Origin of the sequence: Acinetobacter sp. ANC 4910 (assembly GCF_004331035.1) — a bacterium.
Lineage (GTDB): Bacteria > Pseudomonadota > Gammaproteobacteria > Pseudomonadales > Moraxellaceae > Acinetobacter.
The window spans coordinates 61893-86507 of sequence record NZ_SJNT01000014.1; the positions used below are offsets into that span (position 1 = coordinate 61893).

Annotated in this window: 20 protein-coding genes, 1 rRNA gene and 1 pseudogene; 7 read left to right on the forward strand and 15 right to left on the reverse strand. The window is 41.3% G+C overall.

Features of this window, described 5'->3' with window-relative positions; translation table 11 throughout:
* Positions 1-97: 97 nt before the first annotated feature.
* The gene (gene ppa, locus E0H82_RS14030; protein ID WP_131265371.1) at positions 98-622 is read right to left on the reverse strand and encodes an inorganic diphosphatase; all 525 of its coding nucleotides are present in this window, start codon (positions 620-622) and stop codon (positions 98-100) included.
* A 112-nt stretch (positions 623-734) separates the two neighbouring features.
* The gene (locus E0H82_RS14035; RefSeq protein WP_131265372.1) at positions 735-1133 is read right to left on the reverse strand and encodes an MAPEG family protein; all 399 of its coding nucleotides are present in this window, start codon (positions 1131-1133) and stop codon (positions 735-737) included.
* A 108-nt stretch (positions 1134-1241) separates the two neighbouring features.
* On the opposite strand from E0H82_RS14035, the gene E0H82_RS14040 reads away from it, so the two are divergent.
* Entirely contained in the window at positions 1242-1628 is a 387-nt protein-coding gene (locus E0H82_RS14040; RefSeq protein ID WP_131265373.1) for a hypothetical protein, read from the forward strand.
* 53 nt (positions 1629-1681) lie between these two features.
* Here the strand turns inward: E0H82_RS14040 and E0H82_RS14045 are convergent, their stop codons facing one another.
* The 6 genes from E0H82_RS14045 to E0H82_RS14070 form a co-directional block, all read right to left on the reverse strand.
* Complete coding sequence (locus E0H82_RS14045) at positions 1682-3358, reverse strand: AMP-binding protein (protein WP_131265374.1); 1677 nt, start codon at positions 3356-3358, stop codon at positions 1682-1684.
* A 151-nt stretch (positions 3359-3509) separates the two neighbouring features.
* Entirely contained in the window at positions 3510-5729 is a 2220-nt protein-coding gene (parC, locus tag E0H82_RS14050; RefSeq protein WP_131265375.1) for a DNA topoisomerase IV subunit A, read from the reverse strand.
* Between the two features lie 262 nt (positions 5730-5991).
* Positions 5992-7311: an MFS transporter gene (locus tag E0H82_RS14055; RefSeq protein ID WP_131265376.1), complete on the reverse strand. Its 1320-nt coding sequence runs from the start codon at positions 7309-7311 to the stop codon at positions 5992-5994.
* A 214-nt stretch (positions 7312-7525) separates the two neighbouring features.
* Positions 7526-8170 carry a trimeric intracellular cation channel family protein gene (locus tag E0H82_RS14060; protein ID WP_131265377.1) on the reverse strand — a complete coding sequence of 215 codons (645 nt, stop codon included), beginning with the start codon at positions 8168-8170 and terminating at the stop codon, positions 7526-7528.
* A 63-nt stretch (positions 8171-8233) separates the two neighbouring features.
* Positions 8234-8701 carry a YchJ family protein gene (locus E0H82_RS14065; protein WP_131265378.1) on the reverse strand — a complete coding sequence of 156 codons (468 nt, stop codon included), beginning with the start codon at positions 8699-8701 and terminating at the stop codon, positions 8234-8236.
* A gap of 73 nt (positions 8702-8774) precedes the next feature.
* Positions 8775-10358: a TerC family protein gene (locus E0H82_RS14070; RefSeq protein WP_131265379.1), complete on the reverse strand. Its 1584-nt coding sequence runs from the start codon at positions 10356-10358 to the stop codon at positions 8775-8777.
* A gap of 330 nt (positions 10359-10688) precedes the next feature.
* Between E0H82_RS14070 and E0H82_RS14075 the strand changes: the two genes are divergently transcribed.
* Complete coding sequence (locus tag E0H82_RS14075) at positions 10689-11309, forward strand: TIGR00730 family Rossman fold protein (RefSeq protein WP_131265392.1); 621 nt, start codon at positions 10689-10691, stop codon at positions 11307-11309.
* A gap of 74 nt (positions 11310-11383) precedes the next feature.
* Here E0H82_RS14075 and E0H82_RS14080 read toward each other — a convergent pair whose 3' ends face one another.
* Complete coding sequence (locus E0H82_RS14080; RefSeq protein ID WP_131265380.1) at positions 11384-12349, reverse strand: hypothetical protein; 966 nt, start codon at positions 12347-12349, stop codon at positions 11384-11386.
* Positions 12350-12673: 324 nt separating this feature from the next.
* On the opposite strand from E0H82_RS14080, the gene mdtD reads away from it, so the two are divergent.
* The 4 genes from mdtD (at position 12674) to E0H82_RS14100 (ending at position 16878) form a co-directional block, all read left to right on the forward strand.
* Positions 12674-14065 carry a multidrug transporter subunit MdtD gene (gene mdtD, locus E0H82_RS14085; RefSeq protein ID WP_131265381.1) on the forward strand — a complete coding sequence of 464 codons (1392 nt, stop codon included), beginning with the start codon at positions 12674-12676 and terminating at the stop codon, positions 14063-14065.
* Between the two features lie 76 nt (positions 14066-14141).
* On the forward strand, positions 14142-14912 hold the full coding sequence (locus E0H82_RS14090) for a GH25 family lysozyme (RefSeq protein ID WP_131265382.1): 771 nt from the start codon (positions 14142-14144) through the stop codon (positions 14910-14912).
* 133 nt (positions 14913-15045) lie between these two features.
* Positions 15046-16101 (forward strand): DNA polymerase IV, encoded by a 1056-nt coding sequence (gene dinB, locus E0H82_RS14095; protein ID WP_131265383.1) that lies wholly within the window; start codon positions 15046-15048, stop codon positions 16099-16101.
* A 420-nt stretch (positions 16102-16521) separates the two neighbouring features.
* Entirely contained in the window at positions 16522-16878 is a 357-nt protein-coding gene (locus E0H82_RS14100) for a RidA family protein (RefSeq protein ID WP_131265384.1), read from the forward strand.
* A 40-nt stretch (positions 16879-16918) separates the two neighbouring features.
* Here the strand turns inward: E0H82_RS14100 and E0H82_RS14105 are convergent, their stop codons facing one another.
* The 3 genes from E0H82_RS14105 to E0H82_RS14115 form a co-directional block, all read right to left on the reverse strand.
* Positions 16919-17464, reverse strand: a complete 546-nt coding sequence (locus E0H82_RS14105; protein ID WP_131265385.1) for a DUF2726 domain-containing protein — start codon at positions 17462-17464, stop codon at positions 16919-16921.
* 323 nt (positions 17465-17787) lie between these two features.
* Positions 17788-20199 (reverse strand): YgiQ family radical SAM protein, encoded by a 2412-nt coding sequence (locus E0H82_RS14110; RefSeq protein ID WP_131265386.1) that lies wholly within the window; start codon positions 20197-20199, stop codon positions 17788-17790.
* A gap of 273 nt (positions 20200-20472) precedes the next feature.
* Positions 20473-21846, reverse strand: coding sequence for an MFS transporter (locus E0H82_RS14115; protein WP_131265387.1), 1374 nt, complete (start codon positions 21844-21846; stop codon positions 20473-20475).
* Between the two features lie 246 nt (positions 21847-22092).
* On the opposite strand from E0H82_RS14115, the gene E0H82_RS14120 reads away from it, so the two are divergent.
* Positions 22093-22632 carry an NADPH-dependent FMN reductase gene (locus tag E0H82_RS14120; protein WP_131265388.1) on the forward strand — a complete coding sequence of 180 codons (540 nt, stop codon included), beginning with the start codon at positions 22093-22095 and terminating at the stop codon, positions 22630-22632.
* A gap of 160 nt (positions 22633-22792) precedes the next feature.
* On the opposite strand, the gene E0H82_RS14125 is transcribed toward E0H82_RS14120, so the two are convergent.
* From E0H82_RS14125 to rrf, 3 genes and pseudogenes are all read right to left on the reverse strand, one after another.
* Entirely contained in the window at positions 22793-23290 is a 498-nt protein-coding gene (locus tag E0H82_RS14125) for a hypothetical protein (protein WP_131265389.1), read from the reverse strand.
* Between the two features lie 756 nt (positions 23291-24046).
* Positions 24047-24305, reverse strand: a pseudogene (locus tag E0H82_RS16705) (aromatic acid/H+ symport family MFS transporter); the annotation flags it as partial.
* A 167-nt stretch (positions 24306-24472) separates the two neighbouring features.
* Positions 24473-24587: ribosomal RNA gene (rrf, locus tag E0H82_RS14135) — 5S ribosomal RNA — on the reverse strand.
* Positions 24588-24615 lie beyond the last annotated feature (28 nt).

The window sequence follows — 24615 nt, forward strand, 5'->3', positions numbered from 1 at the left end:
GACGTTTTCAGAGATCTAAAAAAAACCTGCACAATGTGCAGGTTTTTTTATGGGTTAAACTTTACAAAATAAAGTTCAACCTCAATCCTTGAGAGGATTATTTTGCAGCTTCGATGGCTTTAAGCACTTCTTGCTTAGCAACTTCAGAACCTTCCCAACCTGTTAACTTCACCCATTTGCCTGGCTCTAAATCTTTGTAGTGAGCAAAGAAATGTTCCACTTGCTGGATTAAAAGCGGAGGAAGATCAGTATATTCCTGAACATCTTTATAGATTGGAGTTAATTTTTCATGTGGTACAGCGATAAGTTTCGCATCAATACCGCCATCATCTTCCATGTTCAATTTACCCACAGGACGGCAACGAATGACTGAACCTGGCTCAACTGGATGTGGAGTCACGACAAGTACGTCAAGCGGGTCACCATCTTCAGACAAAGTATTTGGTACATAACCGTAGTTCGCTGGGTAGAACATTGCTGTACCCATGAAGCGGTCTACAAATAAAGCATCAGAATCTTTATCAATTTCATATTTGATTGGTGCTGCATTTGCAGGAATTTCAATGATGACATAAATGTCATTTGGTGCATCTTTACCCGCTGGGATATTGCTGTAGCTCATAGCATCAACTCTTTAACGATTTAAATTATATTGAAACCGAAATTAAGGTCTTCGGTTTAATCACGGAGCGATTATACATCTGCCTCGTAAAAATAGGGAATATGCACGTTCATTAGCTGAGTTTGATCACCAAGATCAATAATGAAATTGGACACAATAAGGACAAACACCAGACAATTGAACGTAATGTCGCCCAATTGGCCAAATAACAGACCCCATAAATCACGCGTAAGACCAAATAAGCAATACCAAAAGTCATAATCACAGATTGTGACACGACCATATATTCCGCCATTAAAACAGCAGCAATAAATAAAGGTAAGCCTTCAAAACTATTTTGTTGTGCGGCATTGGCACGTGCAGCAATACCTGTTGAATTGTTCAAAAACTCACGCGGATAATGATTATCTTTGACCCGAAAACCACTCGTAAGTCTGGCAATAAAACTAAAAACATAAGGTAATAAACATGCAATTAAGATGAGATAGACAATACCGCTAATACTGTGCATCAATTGAGTTCTCGTGAGAGTATTAATTAGCCTTATCATAGCATGGCAATTTTAGAATATTTTTTGTTAAATATAGTGTTTTGATTACCAAGCCATTCGGGAATATCTATGTCATTTAATGCGGAGCAGCACAAACTGTTCGATGAACTGGAAAAACAACGCCAACATCAACGGCAGATGGACCGTGTACTCGCTATTGTGTTCCCTATTGTTGCTTTTTTACTGACCGTCATTTGTGCCAACATGAACATCTGGTCGACGGTATGTACCTTTGTTTTACTTTGGGTTGCCTTTTGGGCTGTGGGCATTCGTCACCTCCCCTTATGGCATTGGGTCCTGATTACCCTCATTTATTGTTTGGTCGATAATTTCCTGAGTTATAGCAGCTTTAACCGTTCAGGTTTTAGCCGCCAATTCGGCACCATCTTTATTTTTATTGGTATTGTAGGTGTAGGACGCCCTTATTTCGACCGCTGGCTGATGAAGAAAAAATAAGTAAATGCCATAAAAAAAGCGCCCCAAGGCGCTTTTTTTAGACAGGCGGAATCTTATGCAGTTTTACGTAAATCTTTACGTAAAATTTTACCTACATTCGATTTTGGTAATTCTTCCATAAACTCAACATAACGTGGGCGTTTGTAACCCGTTAAGTTTTCTTTCGCAAATTCAAGAACTTCTTCAGTAGTTAAAGAGGCATCTTTTTTCACAACAAATAATTTTGGTACTTCACCTGATTTTTCATCAGGGACGCCAATCGCAGCAACCTCAAGAACTTTCGGATGCTTTGCAATTACTTCTTCAATTTCAGAAGGATAGACGTTAAAACCAGACACTAAAATCATATCTTTTTTACGGTCTACAATTTTGGTGTAGCCACGATCATCCATTACACCGATGTCACCCGTACGGAAGAAACCATTCACCATCACTTTGGCTGTTTCATCTGGACGGTTCCAGTAACCTTTCATAACCTGTGGGCCACGAATACAGATTTCACCTTGCTCACCCAACGCAACTGGATTGCCATCATCATCTAAAATTGCAATGTCGGTTAACGGTAATGGAATACCAATCGTACCGCTGAATTCATCTGAAGCAGGTGGATTTGCCGTTGCGACTGGTGAAGTTTCAGACAAGCCATAACCTTCAATAATGTTCGTGCCCGTAACTTTCTTCCACGCTGCTGCGGTCGAAGGAAGTACAGCCATACCACCACCCATTGCCATTTTAAGCTTGCTGTGGTCGAGCTGTTTAAATTCTTCATTATTGACCAAAGCATTGAATAAAGTGTTCACTGCTGGGAAAAACGTTGGTTGATACTTGCGTAATTCTTTCATCACCGCAGGTAAATCACGCGGGTTCGGAATTAAAACATTGGCTTGACCTTTATACATACCGTACATAGCACAAACCATAAACGCAAAAATATGATACAGCGGCAAAGCACAGAAAATACGGTCATCTGGCTGACCATCTTGAGCACCAAATTTACTTTGGAAAATACCATCACACTGTAATAAGTTGGCTACAAGGTTACGATGGGTTAACTCCGCACCTTTAGAAACCCCTGTGGTTCCACCGGTATACTGTAGAACAGCCGTATCGCTAAGTGTTAAATTTGGGCGCTTATAGTTGCTTGAGCTGACTTTTGACATTGCCGCATTAAAACGGATATGTCCAGGAATATTCCACGCGGGAATTTGCTTACGCACTGAACGCAATACAAAGTTGACTAAAGTTCCTTTTAACGTCCCTAACATATCGCCAACAGAAGCAACAATGACATGTTTTACGGGTGTTTTACCCATAATGGTTTGATAAACCGTGGCGAAGTTTTCAATAATCACTAAAACTTCAGAACCCGAATCATTTAATTGATGTTCAAGCTCACGTGCAGTATATAACGGGTTGACGTTCACGAGTATCAGACCCGCACGCAATACACCAAGGGCAACCACTGGATATTGGAGAACGTTTGGCATCATGACTGCTACACGAGAACCCTTCGCCAAACCTAAACTTTGTAGATAAACAGCAAATTTACGACTCGCTTCGTCAAGTTCACTAAAAGTCAGTGCTTTATCCATAAAGATAAAGGCATCACGTGAACCAAATTTTTGGAAATTACGCTCAAATACATCTACCAAAGAAGTGTTCTCTGGGGGTAATTCTACAGTTTCAGGAATTCCTGTCTTGCGGTATTCAGCGAACCAAATCTTTTCCATAATCCCAATCTCTCCAATCTATAGTCCTTAAAATATGCAGCTTTTTTTTCGGGTTTGTGTGTGTTTATTTAGCTTGTTAATGCACATTCCCGTATCCATTTTCACGAACACTGCCTCATATATAACTTATTTCGACAAATACATGCTAGTTTTATCTCTGAACCAACAGTCTATTTGCTTTTTGATATCCACGTGGTAACAGTTGCCCTTTTGTCGCACGCTTGCCCATGTATTTTTGTAAATCATCACCTTTTATTTTAAGTTGTTGTTGTCCTGCAACCACTTGAATTATTTCATCTAAATTTAGTGTTGTCATAGATATAATTTGATCTTTATCTTCAAGTTGTATCAATTTATTACCTTTACCTTTATTCAGAATTGGCAATTCTGACAAATCGATAATCAGTAAACGTCCAGCTGAACTCAATAGAGCCAAATGGGTCGCTTGCTGTAAAGGATATAACGGTAATGGTTTGGCATCGTCAGGCACAGTCAAGAAGGCTTTACCCGCTTTGGCACTGGTATCAAGTTGTTTCGCCTGCGTTTTAAAGCCATAGCCTTTACTGCTCATGGCCAAAATTTCTGATTCATCTTCTTCAATCAGCACTTGTAGGAAACCAACACCGCTCACAGGTGCAAGCTTGGAACTTAAAGGTTCACCTAAACCGCGGGCGGAAGGCAAGCTGTTAATTGCAAGGGCATAACTGCGCCCCGTCTGATCCAAAATATAGACTTTTTGATTGGACTTGCCTTGTGCATGACTGCGGTACTGATCCCCCGCACGGAAATTCAGGTTCTCGGCATCAACATCATGACCTTTGGCACTACGAATCCACCCAGCTTCTGAAAGCACCACAGTGACAGGATCGGCGGGCATCAAATCTTGCTCGCTAATGGCAGTTGCTTCGGCACGTTGTACAATTGGCGAACGGCGATCATCACCGAAACGTTTCGCATCTTCTTTAAGTTCATTAATAATTAAGGTTTTTAAAGATTCTGGATTCGCCAATTGTTCACGAATAATGGCAGCTTTGGCTTCTAATTCTGCTTGCTCACGGCGAATTTCCATTTCTTCTAATTTCGCCAAGTGACGTAATTTCAATTCTAAAATGGCTTCGGCTTGAATTTCATCAATGCCAAAGTGCGAGATCAATTCAGCTTTGGGATGGTCTTCTTCGCGAATAATCCGAATCACAGTATCAAGATCTAGATACGCGATGAGTAAACCTGCCAAAATGTGCAGGCGTTTTTCAATTTTATTTAAATGGTATTGCAGGCGACGTGTGACTGTTCCTTTACGAATTTCAATCCATTCCAACAAGATACGTCGAATCGATTTCACTTGTGGACGACCATCTGCACCAATCATATTCATATTGACGCGATAGCTGGATTCTAGGTCAGTGGTGGCAAATAAATGACTCATCACCGCTTCTGCATCAATTCGGTTCGAACGCAGCACAATGACCAATCGGGTTGGGTTTTGATGATCCGATTCATCACGAACATCACTAACCAACGGCAATTTTTTCGCTTGCATCTGGTCGGCAATTTGCGTAATCACTTTTGACCCTGACACTTGGTAGGGTAAGTCTGTGATTACAATTTCATTTTTCTCAATGCTGTACACCGCACGCATACGGTAGCTACCACGACCTGTGGTCTGAATTTTGAGTAATTCATTTGGTGGGGTAATAATTTCAGCTTTGGTCGGTAAGTCGGGCGCAGGAATATATTCTGCAACTTTCTCATCGGTTAAATTAGGATTGCGAATTAGGGCAATGGTGCCTTTAATCACTTCACGCAAGTTATGCGGTGGAATGTCAGTCGCCATACCGACCGCAATCCCAGTGGTGCCATTCAAGAGAATGTTGGGTACACGTGCAGGCAGATTTACAGGTTCTTTTAATGACCCATCAAAGTTATCTTGCCAGTCACAAGTGCCCTGTCCCAATTCTGCCAATAAAACTTCACTGTACTGTGACAACTTGGCTTCGGTATAACGCATGGCAGCAAAGGACTTAGGGTCATCTGGTGAACCCCAGTTGCCCTGACCTTCAATAAATGGATAACGGTAGCTAAATGGTTGTGCCATCAACACCATGGCTTCATAACATGCCGAATCACCATGGGGATGGTATTTACCGAGCACATCACCCACTGTACGCGCAGATTTTTTCGGTTTACCACTGTGTTTCAACCCCAATTCACTCATGGCGTACACAATACGGCGTTGAACAGGCTTCAAACCATCACTAATGTGAGGCAAAGCACGATCCATAATCACGTACATGGCATAATTGAGGTAAGCGCGTTCAGTAAATTCTGCGACGGAGCGGTTTTCTGTTGCGTGATGCGCAAGGTTAGTCATAACAACCTTTCATCCTAATCAAATCGTTTTTTTATCTAAGTTCTTATGCTAAGTCTCAGACTGTGACTGCACAAGGGTGTGCCATCTACTACTACGACAATTTGTGTCTTAATGGGTCTCTGATGTCGTAAAATTATCCACTTTTAAATAAATGATCAACTTATAATTTTTTATTTTCACAACAATAGGTTTAACACAAATTCAGCCAATAAGCCAAAATATAGAAGGGCGACAATTTTGCCGCTCAAACTATCTGCCAATTCTACATGCCAATTGATTCTAAAGTTTTGCCTTTGGTTTCTTCGCCTAAAACCAAAATGACCAATGCTACAGCAAGCAAGACTGCGGTAAACATCATAAACACATGATTAAAGCCATTGCTCTGTACCATCATTTGCGTCACTACCAACGGTGCCACGATGCCGCCCATACGCCCAATCGCAGAGGCCCAACCCGAACCAAAGGCACGAATATTGGTCGGATACTGTTCTGGGGTATAAGTATAAAGTACGCCCCATGCCCCCAAATTAAAGAAGGACATCAGACAGCCCCAAAACATAATGAGCGTGACGGTATTCGCCTGTCCAAAGAAATAAGCAGATAAGGCACAAAAGCCAATAAAACCCGCCAATGTCCATTTACGTCCGAGTTTTTCGACCAGCCAAGCAGCCGCGATATACCCTGGCAGTTGGGCCAAAATCATCACCAGTACATATTCAAAGGATTGCACAATGCTATAACCTTGTTTGACCAACAGGCTGGGTAACCACGTAAAAATACCGTAATAAGAATAGACAATGCCAAACCAGATCAGCCACAGCATTAAGGTACGTTTTGCAAAAGGATTTGACCACAGTTGTGAAAAAGATACGCTTTGCTTGGCGGCAACTGGTTTTACTTCGATCTGCTGAATGACTTCCACGCCACATTCACGCTCCAGTTTTTGCACCAAAGCATGGGCTTCTTCAATCCGTCCACGATTAATTAAATATGGTATCGATTCAGGGACTTTCTTTAAAATCATGAACACATACAGTGCAGGCAAACCGCCAATTAAGAACGCGACATGCCAGCCATAACTTGGAATCACAAAATAGGACACTAAAGCAGCCACTAACCAACCCAGTCCCCAAAAACTTTCTAGCAATACAATAAATCGTCCACGTACCTGTGCAGGAATGTATTCACTGACCAAAGTCACCGCAACAGGGAGCTGTCCGCCAAGCCCTAAGCCGACAATAAAACGAAATACCAGCAACCATGTCAGATTTGGGGCAAAGGCACACAACGCCGTGGCAATACTATAAGTGACCAAAGTCACAGCAAACACATTACGGCGTCCCCAACGGTCAGCCAATGCTCCTGAGCAGACGGCTCCTATCGCCATACCGACAAAACCAATCGACACCGCCCAACCTTTTTCTGCGGGACTCAAACTCCATTCGGTTGCCATTTTGGTCAGAATAAAGGAAATCAGTCCAGTATCCATCGCATCGAACATCCAGCCTAAGCCAATCACCCACAACAAGGTATAGTGGAACTTTCCAACAGGTAAACGTTGTACACGTGAAACTAAATCCATAGCGATGACTCAAGCAAAGATGAGAAAAACAACAACCCTGAACGTACTGCTTTGCAATGTTCATGTTGTTGCAGAAGAAAAAATACCGCGCAGTCTATTTTAATAAATTCTGTTGAGGGATGGGGAAATGAAATTTATTTTATATTTTAAGTATATGCCCAAATTTGGCTTTGGGCACCGTCATTTTAAATTTTGGTAAAATTGCAATCGTTGATTAATGCTTATCGGTTGAAGAGGCAGAATCGGCATCATCATCTTTATAAATAAATTTCGGCATTTCCAGACCAAAATAAATCGCAATTAGACGCAAAGAAAAACCAAAAATTAAGGTAGAAATCACCGTCAACTCTAGAGATAGTCCAATTTCTAGACAGACCCAATAACAAATCACCGCCACAAATGAAATACTGGCATAGAGCTCACGACGGAACACTAATGGCACATCATTACACAAAATGTCACGCAAAATCCCGCCAGATACCCCTGTCATAATGCCTGCCACCGCGGAAACCACAAAACCATGTCCCATCGACAAGGCAATTTGGCAACCAATAATGGTAAAGCCAATCAGGCCTAAAGCATCTAACACCAAGAAAATATTGTGTAAATGGCGCATCCACTTGGCAATTAAAATGGTAAACAACGCGGCACAGCAAGTCAGAACCAAATATTCAGGATGCTTGACCCAAGTCAAAGGATAATGTCCGAGTAACATATCGCGAACTGAGCCACCACCGAGTGCTGTGACACAGGCAATCAGAATCACCCCAAACCAATCCATACTACGTCGACCCGCAGACAATGCTCCAGTCATGGCCTCAGCCGTAATCGCAATAATATAAATTATGGTCAGCAACATCGCCCTGCTCTTCCGTTGAAGGGTTAAGATGCGGGCTATTCTAAGCCAAATCCAAACTGAACGTTATAAAAATTGTGCACAACATTGCTTAAATTTTTTACCCGAACCACAAATACAGGGTTGCTTCATGGTCAGCACTTGTTCCGTGGTCGGATCAAGGAAATACCAGTGCCCTGCCTGTTTCACAAAATGTGAAACTTCATGATGCGTTTGAGCTTGTTGCCCATCATGATAATGCGCTTTGAACTCCACTTGGGCATGGCTCTTGTCCAGTTTTTCCTGAGCGTGTACCACGTCTAAACCTAACCATTGATTAGATTCACTCCACGCTTTAATGGCAGGGACATCTAAAGCCTGCTGTTGCCCTAATGCGGTCGTCTGCACAATATAATCAATCTGCTGTTTGGCAAATGCACTATAACGCGAACGCATCAACTGTTCCGCACTGAGCGCAGTCCGTTGCCCTAAATGCAAAGGCTGACAACACTCGGCATATAATCCTAAACCGCAAGGGCATTGTTCTTCTGACATACATTTTCCCAATAAAATAGCCCGAACATTGCGGGCTATTTTAACTGAAGTTTAAACGCGGATTTCTACAGCGTTAATCATCTTTTTCCATGATGTGTTTTGGAATCACATGAACTTTCTCAATTTTATGACCATCCATCGTCACCACTTCAAAAATAAAACCATCGGCTTCAATACTGGAACCATTTTCAGGCAAGCGGCCTAAATGGAACAGTAAATAACCCGATAAAGTTGAATACTGTTCTGAGTCATCCACCAAGTTTTTGCCCAATAACAAAGAAACATGGCGAATATCGGTCGAGCCTTCCAACATCAAACTGCCATCTTCTAGGCTTTCTGCTGCGGTTTCCAATTCATCTTCATCGGGGAATTCACCTGCAATCGCTTCAAGAACATCAATTGGTGTGGCAATCCCTTCAATTGAACCATATTCATTTAACACAATCGCCAACTGTAATGGCGCTTGACGCAATTGTTCCATCACCATCAATACTTGTGCATTTTCATGGACGATCACAGGGTCACGTAAATGCTTCTCGAAATTCAATACCCCAGTTTCGATATATTCATTCATGACTTTATGGGTCAGGACTACACCTGCAATATTGTCCAGCTCACCATGTGCCACAATCAAACGAGAATGGGTCATGCTCAACAATTGCTGTTTGATCGCTGCTTCATCTTCATCTAAATCTAGCCATTCCAGTTCAGGACGTGGAGTCATGACCGATTTGACTGGACGTTCGGAAAGCCCCAATACCCCTTGCACCATGACACTGTGATACACCCCATTTTCCTGAGCAAAAACTTCATCAGCAAAAGCGCGGGTTGCCAAGACATCTTCGTTTTGATGTTCAGGTGCATCACTGGCATTTTTCCCCCCCAACATACGCAGCACCGCTGAAGCTGTGCGATAACGCAAATCGTTGGTGGTGACCATTTTTTCCTGATTTTTCTTCACCGTTTGGTTCAGGAACTCGATCATGACCGAGAAACCAATCGCGGCATACAGATAACCCTTCGGAATATGATAGCCAAAACCTTCGACCACCAAAGAGAAACCTATCATCATCAAGAAACACAAACACAGAATCACTACGGTCGGATGTCTGTTCACAAAGTCCATGAGCGGCTTGGATGCCCACAACATAATACCCACAGCAATAATGACCGCAATCATCATCACAGACAGATGTTTCACCATGCCCACAGCGGTAATCACGCTGTCTAAGGAGAACACTGCATCTAAAATCACAATTTGGACAATCACCATCCAGAAGGTCGCATGTACAGGATTTTCTTCCTTTAAGGCAGGCTTGCCTTCAATCCGCTCACGTAATTCCATGGTGCCTTTAAACAGCAAGAAGACCCCACCCAGCAACAAGATTAAGTCTCGCCCAGAAAAAGGATGTTCGAAAATATGGAATAACGGATTGGTTAAAGTCACCACCCATGCAATCGATGCCAATAGAATCAAACGCATGCCTAAAGCTAAAATAAGCCCGAGAATACGTGCGGTATTGCGTTGTTCTGGTGGTAATTTTTCTGCCAAAATTGCAATAAAGACGAGGTTATCAATCCCCAATACAATTTCAAGCACCACTAAGGTGGCTAAGCCTACCCATGCAGAAGGATCAGACATCCACTCAAAAATCATTGAATGTTCTCCTTCATCATGATTTCAGGATGAATAAGGTAAGGTTTAAGTGCAGATTGGCTCTGCATCTTCTCTCTTATTATGGCAAAAATGTGTGTTCGTCTAATGCGGCAACAACCACGACTCATGTTGATTCATTTGTTGTAAAACAGAAGCTCAGTATAGGCAAGATCAGCACGAAATTCATCTTTTTTTCAGACAGTTCATCCTTTGTCTCACGGTGCAACAATATAAAGGCAAAAATACCAACAGGACACAACATCGTCTTGTCATATTTCTTGCATAAGCTAGAGCAGCCAACAAGAAAGTGATAAGGTAAAACAGAGAATGATGAATAGCGTATTAAAAATGAATGTAGAACATGAAAAAGTAACAACGAAAACTTCTCAAGCCCTCATTGCACTCTACTGTGGTTCACGTTCTGGTAATCATCCTATTTATAAAGAAAAGGCAATTGCACTGGCAACTGCCATTGCGGAACAAGGCTTCGGTCTGGTCTATGGTGGTGCCAGTATTGGGTTAATGGGTCAAGTCGCCGATACCGTGATGGGACATGGCGGTGATACCGTAGGCGTGATTCCTGAATTTATGTTGGATTATGAAATTGCACATAACCGACTGACGGAATTACATGTGGTCAAAACCATGCATGAACGTAAAGCTATGATGGCAGAGCGTGCCAGCGCCTTTGTTGCCTTGCCTGGTGGTTTAGGCACATTTGAAGAAATTTTAGAAATTGCCACTTGGGGACAACTTAATCAACATCAAAAACCCATGATGCTATATAACGTCAACGGCTTTTATGATGCCCTGATTGCACAACTGGATCATGCTGTACAAGAAGGTTTTCTACCTCCGCAACATCGCGCCAAACTGATTGTGTGTAATCATGCAGATCAAATTTTAAATGCCTTAAAGAACTTACAAGCTCCTGCGCGTTTCGTTATTTAATCGATTTTAGCCAGAAAAAAGCGAGCCGTTCATGCTCGCTTTTTTCTGGCTTGAGCCAATATTTAGCGTAAATTTCAACCTGAAATGTGTTGATATAACCAAGGTAATCCTGTGGCCAACAGTACACTGATGGCCAAGCCAAACATTAATTTCATGGCATCTTTACTGACATTACGTGAAGTCCGATATTTATTCACTTCAGCCAAATGCATGGACAACGCAAACTCACGGCCTGCCAGCAAGCCCAAGAATACCCATGTGGTACTCATTGGAATATTGCTCCACTCTTTAAACACCAACAAAATGATGGCATACATAAAGTCGATAATCGTGGCTGAGCGAATATCCGCCACCCCAGTTTTGGTATCAATGATATTTTGAATTGCTCCACCGCGACGGTAAAAAATCCAACCGAGCAATACCACAAACACCAAAATGCCAAATATTAAGAATTCAAATGGCACTTGGCGTGGGACATAGACAAAAATATTGGCTAAATCCTGAATGAGCCACTGGCTCCACAAAAATGCGGTCGACACCCATTGCAAGCCAATCCAAATATGTGAAGGTTCCTTGTGACGGGTTTTACTTAAATAAATGCTAATCCCTTTCATCACAAAGCGATAAACCAAAATCGCGACCACAAACGCAACGGCGTAACCCATCATCGATTTGGTCAGCATAGCGCTTAAACTACTCGGAGAAAAAATCGTGAGCACCAAAAAAGTGGTACTGACTGGAATCCCATATTTGGTCAAAATAATCAATAAAATAGGGGGAACAATATACAGCCAGGTAATGCCTGTCTCTGGGAAAGGAATGGTGTCTAAACGTCCATAAGAAGCGTCTCCTGTCCCTGAAGCAAACCAGCCATACAGCAACACCACAACCAGAATACTACTGGTATACAACCAAAGTACCCACCAAGGTCGGTGAGCATTGGAGGAAATAAAGGTCCCTAAAGTTTGTGGCACATCATTTCCGACAATTGAGTATGCTGCTAAACAGAAACCTACAATCATCAAAATTTCAATTGTCATAACACCTAAGCCTTTATCAAAAAAATCTACCCTTGTGGGGTAGCGCTTAAATTATGACATTTTTATTTCATTTTAATGACATTGGTGTGACAAGCAGCACACGCCTCTGAATGAATGAGAGCTTTCTCATTGAATTTAACTAGATTATTTCCTCATCTTCAGGTCATAAAAAGTAAGCTGACCAATATTCAGACCGCCCAAAATCTCGTTTTCACATCTGGGGACACCAGTTTGATTGCTAATTTATGTGATTTTTTCAGTACTGATTCTTTTGCTTTGCTATGATGACTTTCATAGCGTATTAATCAATTCCATTTCTAATCTATGAGCCAAGCCATTTCACATCGCGCCTTACAACCTGAATACCGACTCTTGGTTTTACTGGTGTCGATTGGCTTTTTTATGCAAGCTTTAGATACCACGATTGTCAACACTGCCATTCCCGCCATGGCCATACATTTACACGAAGACCCACTGAATATGCACAGTGTGGTGGTGGCGTATGTCTTGGCTGTGGCCGCGTGCATTCCACTAAGTGGCTGGCTCGCCGATCGTTTTGGGGTACGCAACACCTATTTAGCAGCCATTATCATTTTTACGCTGGCTTCACTGGGTTGTGGTCTATCTCAAAGCCTAAATCAACTGCTGGTATTTCGTATTATTCAAGGCATCGGAGGAGCATTGCTGTTGCCTGTCGGTCGCTTAGCCATGCTCAAACTGATTCCACGAGATCAATTTTTATCGGCTATGAGTTTAATGAGTCTGGCGGGTTTGATTGGCCCCTTAATTGGACCAACTTTAGGCGGATGGTTGGTTGAAGTCGCCACTTGGCACTGGATTTTTCTGATTAATTTACCGATGGGCATTTTAGGCATTTTAGTGACCTTAAAAGCCTTACCGAATGCCACTGAACCCAGCGTACAAGCCTTCGATTTTAGTGGTTTTCTGTGGTTAGTCATCGCCATGGTCGGACTGTCTTTAGGCATTGAAAGCTTTGCCAGTACAGCTCATAGTCATTGGCAAGGACTCGCTTTGATTGGACTTGGACTATGCAGCTCAGCCATCTATGCCTATCATGCCCACACCCATCAAAATGCCCTGTTTCGCAGCCGATTATTTAAAAACAACATCTATGCGATTGGTATCTTAGGCAATTTTTTTGCACGACTAGGTGGCAATGCATTTCCATTTTTACTGCCTTTAATGCTGCAAGTGGCGTTTCATTTTGAACCCTTCATCACAGGATTGATGATGATTCCTTTGGTCTTGGGCTCATTGATCTCCAAGCCGATTGTACGCCCTGTGATTCAAAAATTTGGTTATCGCACCGTACTGGTCGTCAATACCATACTCGTAGGGAGTGCCCTCGCCAGTTTCGCGTTGACCACGGCGGATACACCTCTATGGCTAAGAACACTACACTTTTTCATTTGTGGCATGTTGAACTCAACCCAATTTGTCGCCATGAATACCTTTACCTTGAAAGACTTGTCTCAACAAAATGCCAGCAGTGGAAACAGTTTCTTGTCCATGATCATGATGCTCTCTATGAGTATTGGGGTCGCACTTGCAGGCACATTAATTAACCTCTTTACCGCACATTATGGGGTTGCACAGGTCACGACGGCTTTTCAAATGACCTTTATCTGTCTGGGTGCCATCAATATCATCACTGCTGCAATTTTCTGGAAAATTCCCAAAAACAGCAGCTTATAGTACTTTTGCAAAACGCACATGGAGTCAATTTTATGATCGCGTTATCATAGTGCCACTTGATGAGATTAAAACACGCATGACCAAATCAACACGCATAACAAAATCCAGTTCCTTTATTGCTTCCTGCATTGGCGTAGGGACTGTTTGTCTTGCTGTGATACTCTATGTTTTTATTTTTCATCAAAATACTGCTTCCGCACAAGAATTTCCTGTACAGGGTTTCGATGTCTCCCATCATCAAGGCGAAATTAACTGGAAACAGGTTCCACATAAAAAGTTCCAGTTTATCTATTTAAAAGCCACCGAAGGGGGCGATTTTAAAGACCGCAAGTTTCAGGACAATTGGCTACAAGCCCGTGAACATGGCTTTTTGGTTGGAGCCTATCATTTTTATCGTCTCTGCCGTGATGGCAAAATTCAGGCACAGAATTTTATTGAAACTGTACCCAATAAACCCGATGCCCTGCCACCTGTGATTGATTTGGAATATGACAGCAGCTGTATTAATACCTATACCAGAGAACAATTACTGACTGAAATTCAAATTATGCATGATCAGCTACAACAGCATTATGGTAAACAACCAATTTTTTATATTTCAAAAACTTTCTATAACATTGTTTTAGCAGGTGAATTTAAAAATACACCGCTTTGGGTGCGTGAATATCAAGGACAACCTGAACTTAAAGGCAATCCCCAATGGACCTTTTGGCAACATACCAATCAGGGCACAATTCAGGGCATCAGCAAACCCGTCGATATGAACGTCTTTCATGGCTCAGTGTATGACTGGAGTATCTTCTTACAAAAGAACGGGATTCAACCGCTTACGCCCACCACACCTTAAAAACTTTTTTATGACCCATTCACGGATTAGCGCTATTCGCCGTCATATTCTGTCGTGCTAATTGCTGTAGTGCTACACAGCTTTGCTGGGGCATGCCATACTCTTGAACAGTGGTGCATTAGTTTTGGGTGATATGAGAAAAATCATACATATTGATATGGATGCGTTTTTTGCATCGGTAGAATTACGTGATCGTCCCGATCTGCAACACTTGCCTGTGGTGATTTCATCGCATCATCCGCGTGCAGTCATTGCCGCAGCCTCTTATCCCGCACGACAATTTGGGCTACGTTCCGCCATGTCCATGACCCAAGCGAGAAAACTCTGCCCGCAGGTCGTGGTGATTGAACCCAACTTTAATCAATATCGTGAAGTTTCCGTACAAATTCACCAAATTTTCCAATGCTATACGCCATTGATTGAACCATTATCTTTAGACGAAGCCTATCTGGACGTTACCGAAAATTTATATGGTTTATCTAGTGCAACCGAAGTGGCGCAACGTATCCGTACCGAAATTTTCCAAAAGACGGGTCTAACTGCTTCGGCTGGGGTGGCACCGAATAAATTTCTGGCAAAAATTGCCTCGGATTGGAATAAACCTGATGGGCTCTGTGTCATTAAACCCAACCAAGTACAAAGCTTTATTCAGCATTTGGCCCTCAAAAAAATTCCAGGCGTCGGAAAAGTTACTCAAGAAAAATTGCGACAACTGCATTTGGAAACCTTGGGCGATTTACAGAAAATTGAGGAAAGTACCCTGACTCATCATTTTGGTAAGTATGGTCACCAATTATTTTTATATGCACAAGGCATTGATGAACGTCCTGTACAGGTGGAGCGTGAACGGCAGCAAATTTCCAAAGAAACCACATTTGATGATGATTTTACCTTACAACAATGCCAACCCTATTGGGCAAAACTCACGGCGCAGGTCTGGGAAAGTTTAAATAAAAAACAGCTTATGGCACGCGGAGTAACCGTCAAACTCAAATTAAAAAACTTTCAGGTTCTTCAGCACAGCAAAAGTTTTAAAACGCCTTTAAATAATCTTGCAGAACTGACCCAAGTTTTAGACCTGTTACTCAGTGAAATGTATATTCCTGCCGAATATCAATTCCGCCTGATCGGTGTGGGTGTCTACCAATTAAACCCTGCTAATGATCTACCCCAACTAAGTCTCTGGTAAGTCCAATTTTGTGTCTTTTTTAAACAAAAGAATAAAAATACAACAATTAATCCCACACTTTTTTTATTTTTAGGTTAACCTATTTCACGCGGTACATTATCCATGTAAACGCTGAAATGCTAAAAATCACCTTTACTTTTAGCATGTTGTCCTGTGGTGAACGCGACGATCCAATCCGAGTATTACAGGGCAATTCTGAACATATTACATGGGTTTTGTTGTTCTTCTGATTCAAACAATAAGAAATCAAACTGTATCAACCTTATTCTGTCTATTGTTATTCACACTTTCAAACCATATTTTCCAATGACTCCGCAAAGAAATTGCCCCTTCGCTTGCTTTATAGGTCATACAAAACACCATTTGCAGATCATCACGGATCACGTAAACTGACCGTTCTCTTTACATCATGGAAATCACATGACGGTTCAACGTTTACATGTCGAAAAGCGTTTTTCTGAAATTGCCATTTCAGGTAACTTGGTTCATCTTGCAGGTCAACTTGCAGCAGATACCAGTCTCGATATTAAAGGACAAACCCAACAGACTTTAGACATTATTGATCGTTTTCTGGCCGATGCAGGCACAGATAAACGCCATATTTTGTCGGTCATGATTTTTTTGAAAGATATTGAAAATGATTATGCAGGCATGAATGAAGTTTGGGATGCATGGTGTGCAGATATGCAAGCGCTGCCTCGCACCTGCGTTGAAGCAAAAATGTACACACCTGATGTACTGGTTGAAATGACCGTGACTGCCGTCCGTCCAGAATAATCTGAACTTAAATCAGCTTGAACATGCATTCAAGCTGATTTTAACCCCATAGTTTCAACTTACGTTTTTCATGATTGTGATAAAAGTTATACTTTTTCAAAGACGTATCCAACTCTTGAGTATCTGGCTCTCGCCACTCTTTGCGAATTTCCCCTAAAAAGTCCCGTCGAATTTGCTGATAACTCGGCACTTCGTCATAACGAATCACACGATAACCAGCCATATCTAATAACGCATCTTTATACTGTGTTTGCTGAAAGCGCTTTAATGCATTCGGATCATCTAAACCAATAATCGCCACAATCTGATGGGATGCATCGAGAATTACAAAATCTGCCAATAAATTACGATACTTATTTCGAGTACGACTATATTTGGTCGTCATCAATGCGTCATAAGACACATGGGCCAAAATGGTGTAGCTTGGGAGAATTTCTTTTAAACGTGCAAAGGTCAACTGCTGATTCAAACTAAAAACTGCACGCCGCTTAAGCACACTATCTTGTTGTTTTGATTGATTATTAAAACTTTTAAAAATCATAAAACTAAACAACAATAGGAGTCCAATCAGTAAATATATACTCATAAATTAATTCCTTTAATCTATTCTTATAATCCTAGGGCTTTATATCGATTTTTCTTGTCATTAATCGATTATAGCGCCTCTATTTTTATTCAAGCGTTCAAGTTAAAAAACGATATTTATCTTGACGAAATTATTATAAAAACCGACCACACATCACTTGACGCGAGCCAATTAACTCGTATGTTTTTTATACATACATAAATTGAATAAAATTACTTTAGCCTAATCCTCAAGCAAGATGCAATTCATCTTAAGTCTTGAACAGGAAAATTCCGACGAACTGAAGCCTAAAAAAAGACGCCGAAGCGTCTTTTTTACCGATCTTAAGCACGTGCTTTCGGATTTTTTCTTTTCTTTGATGCAGTTGCATTAAAAGGACGTTTCTCACCCGTTTCGCGTGGTGGTAAACCTGTATGTTGCGTCAAAATCTGACCACGTTCAGGATGTTTCTTGGTGTTCGATGGGCGTGATTGATTTTCCGCATGTTGATTACGGCTCTCCCCATTACGCTTTTGCGAATCACCATCCACCGTCGAGTTTTTCTTACGTGCAGACTGATACTGACCTTCGGTTCCTTGCGGTTGATAGGTTGGAATCAAATGTTGCTTAGAGTTACCAATCAAGTCTTGGCGGCCCATCTCTTTTAAAGCATCGCGAAGTAGCGGCCAGTTGTTTGGATCATGATAACGCAAGAATGCTTTGTGCAGACGACGACGCTTTTCGCCTTTCACAATATCAACGTTTTCTGTATAACGCGCCACTTTGGCCAACGGGTTTTTACCTGTGTGATACATGGTCGTTGCAGTAGCCATTGGAGATGGATAGAAGGTCTGTACCTGATCGGCACGGAAACCATTCTTTTTCAACCAAATTGCCAAGTTCATCATATCGTATTCGGTTGTACCCGGATGTGCAGCAATGAAGTACGGAATGAGATACTGCTCTTTACCCGCTTCCTTACTGAAACGATCAAACATTTGTTTGAAACGGTCATAGGTCCCGATTCCCGGTTTCATCATCTTAGACAATGGACCTTTTTCGGTATGTTCAGGTGCAATCTTTAAGTAACCACCTACGTGATGTGTCACTAACTCTTTGACGTATTCAGGATTCAGTACCGCTAAGTCATAACGCAGACCCGAACCAATTAGAATCTTTTTGATGCCTTTAATGGCACGTGCTTTACGATATAACTGCGTTAAAGGTGCATGGTCTGTGTGTAAATTTTGGCATACACCTGGATAAACACACGATGGTTTACGACAGTTCTTTTCAATTTCAGGGTCTTTACAATGCAAACGATACATGTTTGCTGTTGGCCCACCCAAGTCAGAAATGATGCCAGTAAAGCCCGGTGCGGTATCACGAATTTTTTCAACTTCGCGTAAAATTGATTCTTCTGAACGGTTTTGAATGATGCGTCCTTCGTGTTCTGTAATAGAACAGAAGGTACAACCACCAAAACAGCCCCGCATGATGTTCACAGAAAACTTGATCATGTCAAATGCAGGGAAACGCGCATCACCATACACCGGATGTGGTAAACGTGCATACGGTAAATCAAACACATAGTCCATTTCTTCCGTGGTTAACGGAATTGGTGGTGCATTTAACCAAACATCACGCTCGCCATGCTTTTGTACCAAAGCACGTGCATTGCCCGGATTGGTTTCCAAGTGCAAAATACGGTTGGCATGTGCATATAAAACAGGATCGTCTGCCACCTCTTCAAATGCAGGTAAACGAATCACAGCCAACTCACGCGGTGGTAATTTGTGCTTAATCGCTTTAGATGGTGCTGCTTTTAACTGGACAATTTGCGTATCTACATCCAACTGATCGCCTTCACGAATAATCGGGTTGGCAACCAGTTCTTTTTGAAAATTTTGGTATTGGGTTAAAGAATTACCCTTATCTTTTTCAATTTCACAGCCATCTAAATCTTCAGTCATGACATAAGGATTGATGATCGGATCAACACGACCAATGGCATCCACATCATTCGATGCAATTTCGACAAATTTAGCTTTAGATGCGCGGTTATGCTTATTAATAATAAATGCCGTGCCACGAACATCAGTAATTTCGTGGATTTTTTCACCTTTGGCTAAACGATGCATCACTTCAGTGATTGAACGCTCACCATTACCATACATCAATAAATCCGCTTTAGAATCCATTAATACTGAACGACGGACTTTGTCTGACCAATAATCATAATGGGCAATACGACGCAAAGAGGCTTCAATGCCACCTAATAAAACAGGCACATCTGGAAATGCTTCACGCACACGTTGGCAATAGACTGTCGCTGCACGATCTGGACGTTTATTCGGCACATTGTCTGGTGAATAGGCATCATCCGAACGGATTTTACGGTCAGCCGTATAACGGTTGATCATCGAATCCATATTCCCTGCGGTCACACCCCAAGCGATATTCGGTTTACCCAAAACGCGAAATGCTTCAGCATTGGTCCAATCAGGTTGCGAAATAATGCCGACACGAAAACCTTGTGCTTCTAGAGTACGACCAATAATGCCCGAACAAAATGAGGGATGATCAATATAAGCATCACCACACACCAAAATAAAGTCGCAGCTATCCCAACCGAGTTGATCCATTTCCTCACGCGACATCGGCAAAAATGGCGCAGGTTCAAAACATGACGCCCAATATTTGTCGTAATCAAACAACGCTTTTGGCGCAGTCTGCATAGTATAAGCAGTAGACATGGCTAGCAATTCTCGGCTGGCAGATGGAAGATCCAAAATAGATCAAAGATGAAAGCCGATCATTTTACCATGAATTTCACTCATCTTGCTTGATTAAAATATATACAAAAACAAGCATCTAAAAATTTATGTTTATTGTGAAATCAAAATCATGCAGATTAAACATCTGCATGTTGATGCGGCTGCCTGAGATCATTAAAACACCACCCTTTCTATCGCCTTGGCTTCGATCAGGTGGTGTTTAAAATCAGCTTTTCTTTTATGCAGCTTAGGTCATGAGCTTGTGATTGAACGCTTTGCTGTCTCTAGGTTTGGCTGTTCTTGTTGTGTACTACCATCGACAGAAGCTTTTAGGTTCACCATAAATACCGCTAAGGCAGCAATAATGCCGGGAATTGCAATCACCATAAAGTTCATTTGATGCGGCAACTGCAAGGTCAATAATGCACCTGTCAAAATAGGTCCCACAATTGCGCCAATACGCCCAATTCCTGATGCCCAGCCCATACCTGTAGAACGTACTGCGGTTGGGTAGAACTGTGCTACAAAGGTGTAGAGTAAAATTTGTGAACCAATGGTTGCTGCACCTGCCAGTGCAATCAACGTGTACAACACCGCCTGTGGGCTATTAAAACCAAGTAAAATCAAGGCTAAAGCGCCTACAGTAAACATAATACTCAATACAGGTTTAAGATGAAAACGATCAGCCAAAGCTCCACCACCAATCGCACCGACCATGCCACCAATATTCAAGGCAAACAGGAACAACATACTCGCACCGAGTGAATAGCCTGCTTGAATCATCAATTTTGGCAACCAACTACCCAGTGCATAAACCATCAGTAAGCACATGAAAAAGGCGACCCAGAACATCAGAGTACTGAACATGCGACCTTGTTGGAACAAGGCACGTAAGGGTGCTTCATCGCCTGCGATGACGTCATTCAATACAAAGCGTGTTTCTGTATGTATGTTTTGTTCAGGGCTGATTTTTTGCACAATCTGCGCCACTTGTGCAGTTTCACCTTTTTGGGTTAAGAACATTAAAGATTCGGGTAAAAACTTCCAAATAATAGGTAAAGCCACGAATGGAATCCCTGCAATAATGAACATGATTTTCCAGCCGTAATCTGTCACCAGCCATGCCCCCAATAAAGCGGAAGTCATCCCACCAATCGCATATCCGCTAAACATGACGGCAACCAAAGTGCTACGAATACGTTTTGGTGCATATTCAGTCATCAAGGCAACCACATTTGGCATGACCCCCCCTATACCCAACCCAGCAAGAAATCTTAAAATGCCAAATTCAACAGGTGAGGAAGCAAAAGCGCCTAAAAAGGTAAACCCACTGAAGATTGCTACACAGATCATAATGGTTTTTTTACGACCTAATTTATCAGACAACGTACCAAAACTCATGGCACCAAACATCATACCAAACAATGCCGTACTGGCGAGTAAACCTGCTTGTACCGCGCTCAGCCCCCACTCTTGCATCAATAAAGGCAAGGCAACGCCATAAATGACCAAATCATAACCATCAAAAATAATAATCAGTAAACACCAAATCAAAACACTCCAATGAAAAGGAGTAAATTTGGCTTCATCGACCACCGTATTTATATTTAAAGTTTGTGTGCTCACGCTTCACCTCCAACTTGTGAAATCATCCTAAAATAGATTTACACAATGCGGTAAAGCTGCTTTATTGTCCAAAACCGATTGCATATATAGATATGCCACAAAGGTATGCAATTACTTCATTATTCATGCTTTTATCATCTTTAAGATATAAGCATTCAAACCATATACCAGGTCTTAACAAAGTTTGACTGGGAAAACATGCCATAAATGGTTAATTTAAATACAAGAATAAAAAATGGAACCCTCATGCTTATATATCTTATTGTTGGTAGTATCCGAGAAGGCCGCACAGCCATTAAAGTCGCCCACTGGATCACAGATTGTATTTCTGATTTTGCCCTGCATGACATTGATATCGAACTCATTGATTTAAAACATTGGGATTTACCTTTGTTTTCAGGTTCGCATCCTCCTGCCACAGGTATTTATGATCAACCCAAACAACAACAATGGGCAGATAAAATTGCCTTAGCCGATGCCTTTATTTTTATTAGCCCTGAATATAATCATGGCTATAGCCCCGCCCTTAAGAATGCCTTGGATTATCTTGGTAAAGAGTGGCAGAGTAAACCCGCCGCTTTTATCGGTTATGGATCTACCAATGGCTCTCGCTCTATCAGTCAAATTCGTCAAGTGACCTCAAGTTTAGGCATGGTTGATCCCAATGCAGTGCTCGAAATTCGCGATATTTTTAAACGCAATAAAGAAGAAACATTTGCAGCCAATGAATTTGAAATAGATGGTTTGAAGTTAATGATCAATAAACTCATCAACTATCAATTATGAAGCACAGCATGATCATCTGTGCTTCATGGTGTTTTTCACATCCAAGAAACCCTGCACCCAACAGGATTTCTTGGAGAGTACACCACAGAATATACATACTTCTAAAACGTTAAAGGATTATAAAAAGTGAATGAGATTGAGCGTGACTTCACCATAATTTTTACATAATTTTTTCAGATTCAATCACTGCAGCAGATCGTTCGAATGCTTTAGTTACGATCTCACTAATCATGCTCTCTTCTAGTTGAGCTGTGGCTAACCTTGCGGCAAATCCGAGATGAAAATCTAACAGCCAGTCTGGCGGAGGTTCTGGAAAAGGTTGTCTTGGGAGATCAATCTGAGGTGTTAACCATGGTATTTTTTTTGGCCACTTTGGATAGGTCGGACACCAATCATCCAGATCATCCAAAATAAAGCTGGCATCCAAGCCAAAACGGTTTGCAAACCAAACCATCTGTATAAATTCAGAGGCAACGAGTGCACCCAATTCAGAAGGTGGCAGCGGTTGCGGATTCACTGCAACTGGAGAATATTTACCGATGATCCAAGGTTCAGCAGATGGATAAGTAAAACGCGGTATAACAATGTCATAAATGCTAGGATTTCGCTGTGCGATAATCGCGAGTAATCTTGAATTTAGTGTTAATGTTGTGCCCATGGGAATAGCCTCACCTTACTGATTTCAAATACTAAAATCCTTAAAGAAAGTACATATCGTCTCATAACCAACTCCTTAAGTTGATGTTTAAAAGGTCATGACGGCATGACCTCTTAAACAATAATGTGATTCAATAATAAGGAACTCATGTATTAAATTTTTAAAATTACGTACAGAAAAATTTTGAATTAAAATAGAACTTTACCTCCTTCGTCTCATGAAGCATGACCAATTAATCTTAGATTTTTAATTTTTTTTTGATCCTACCACATCCTCCTGAACGAATGACCAAATCATCATTTACCCTGAATCTGAGTCAATTACTAAATTTAATTGATGTCTACAAACTCAGATAATTACGATGTTAATTTTAGGTTTTTCTGTTAGATGACAGGCTTGCCTCCTTAAAGATTGAAGTTCTAACCATACTTATAATCGAACTATTTCCTCTCAGAATTGCTTAAATTGTCTACCTTTTAATCAAGATAAAATTACTATAGAACGCAGGTATAATGGAGTCAAAGTCAGACCATGACTAGGTTTTGGATATATCTGTGATCTATACCTATCAACATAGATAAAATATGCCGTATGACCCTATAATTGACGGTATTATTTTAAATTTGTTTACATTTTAAACACTATTTTTAAAACTTAGCGCTTATAAAAACCAAATAGTCTATTAAAAAATACCCCGAACTGAATGGTTAGGGGTATCACAAAATAGGCTGAACACCTAGATAGACATATTCATACTCAGCATAACTCTAGATTTAAAAATTGGGCTTGAACTACCACTGGATTATTTGCGCTAATTTTTTCTGACTCATCTTCATCCATAATTAAAGCTACAGCAATTGCAATAATGAGTGTCGGTAGTCCCTGTAGAATGCACAGTAAGTGGATAGTACTGAGCTAGAAACATTTACGAGCCAATGGATGCTGCACCAGCCAAGAACACTAAAATATAAAGTAGCAATTGATTCAACTGCAAGCCGATTAAGCTCATAACAATCCGCTAACATACCACCGCCGACAATAGAGTCATAAAAACCCAACATTAGTCTAATTAAACGAATTTAAAATATCATTTATTTTAAAAGAAACTTTGATCATCCATTATTTTATAATGTGTAATAAAGAAACACCCCCTAACGTTGGTTAGGGGGTGTTTGAATAATGAGCTGGCGATGACTTACTCTCACATGGGTAACCCCACACTACCATCAGCGCTAAGAGGTTTCACTTCTGAGTTCGGGAAGGGATCAGGTGGTTCACTCTTGCTATTGTCGCCAGCACAACTGTTTATGACTATTCGTTATGGT